The following is a 1,244-nucleotide window of genomic DNA, read 5'->3' as shown; positions in this document are numbered from 1 at the left end:
CCGCCGTGTCCGGTGGGATCCGCGGGCGGGGCTTGCGGCCGGTCGGAGATCTGCGGGATCAACGGACCAGCCGCACGCGCGGATTCGGGGTAATGGATGGTTTTCGCCACCTCGGACAGGGTGGCCGCGTAGTCGGGATCGATCGGCCCGTATCCCTGCAACCGGGGGACGAGAATCCCGTCGGGGTCCTTCAACACCGTCAGTACGGGTGCGCCGGGCACCACCAGGGCCCGCCCGAACGCGACCGGCACCTCATCACAGGTCGGCTCATCCATGGGGTCGGGGATCTCGGGTTCGACGACCGGCTCCACCAACTCGACTGCGGGAGCGTCGGCATCGGCGGGTTCGGGTAGCAGGTCGTCCCACGCTGCCGCGTCGTCGGCGTCGGCGGGTGTTTCGGCCGACTCATCACGGGCAGCACCGCCTTTCGCGCAATTCTCCTGTCCGCATTCGCAGTCGAGGTGCGCTCCAGGGACGCCGGTGATCTCCCCGAGGGCGATCACGCGCAGCGATCCCACGCGGCGGGGGTCCTTGCGGCAAGTGCGTTCGTCAACGAGGGCGTTGATCTGGGTGGTGAGAAACACCCCGTAATGGGCCGGGACGACCGCATCCAGAGAGGAGTGCCCGGCAACATCGGGGGTGATGGTCACGTGTCCCACCAGGTCGGTGATGGTGTCGCGGTCCTCGATGACACTGTCGGGGTTCATTGAAATCAACGCAGCGTCGAGCTGTTGCGACAGCACCGGGTCGGTGGTGCCCCGGGACCCGTAATCCAGGACGATCTCCTCGAACGACATCCCGGCCTCGTCACCGTCGGTGCTGTCGCTGTCGCTGTCGGTGTCCGCGTCGATATCCCCGCCACGCTGGGCAGCGCGCGCCATGATCGAAGCCCGATTCGTGGACAGTTCACCGTTCAAATACGCAGCGCGGATCAGCGGAAATTCTTTGAGGAGGTCCGCCAGCGCTATCCAGCTGCCGGCTTTGCTGCGGGAGACCTTGAACTGCAAGGAGACTTCGGCGCGTGCGAGGTTGTCGGCATGTTCGATCACCGAGCCCCACACCTCGACCTCGGACTGGCCCGCCAAACGCTCACGATACACCCGATCGGCCAGCGCGGCGGCTGCCAGGACCGCGCGCGCTTCATGTTTGCGGGACTCGCGGAGCAGGTCCGGACCGGTCTCGGTGAGCTCATCGCGCGACATGGCTGCGATCGCGGCAGCGTCGGCATCCGGATCGGTGAACGT

At 66.7% G+C, this 1,244-nt stretch carries 1 protein-coding gene; it reads right to left on the bottom strand.

The features are described 5' to 3' along the window. Nucleotides 1-1,244: HNH endonuclease (locus B1964_RS28710; protein ID WP_139765943.1), on the bottom strand; the 1,244-nt coding region annotated here is incomplete at both ends.

Source organism: Gordonia sp. i37, assembly GCF_002043085.1.
In the GTDB taxonomy this organism is placed as follows: Bacteria; Actinomycetota; Actinomycetes; order Mycobacteriales; family Mycobacteriaceae; genus Gordonia; species Gordonia polyisoprenivorans.
Note: the sequence above shows the minus strand (reverse complement) of the source record. Positions and strands in the feature narration are given on the sequence as shown.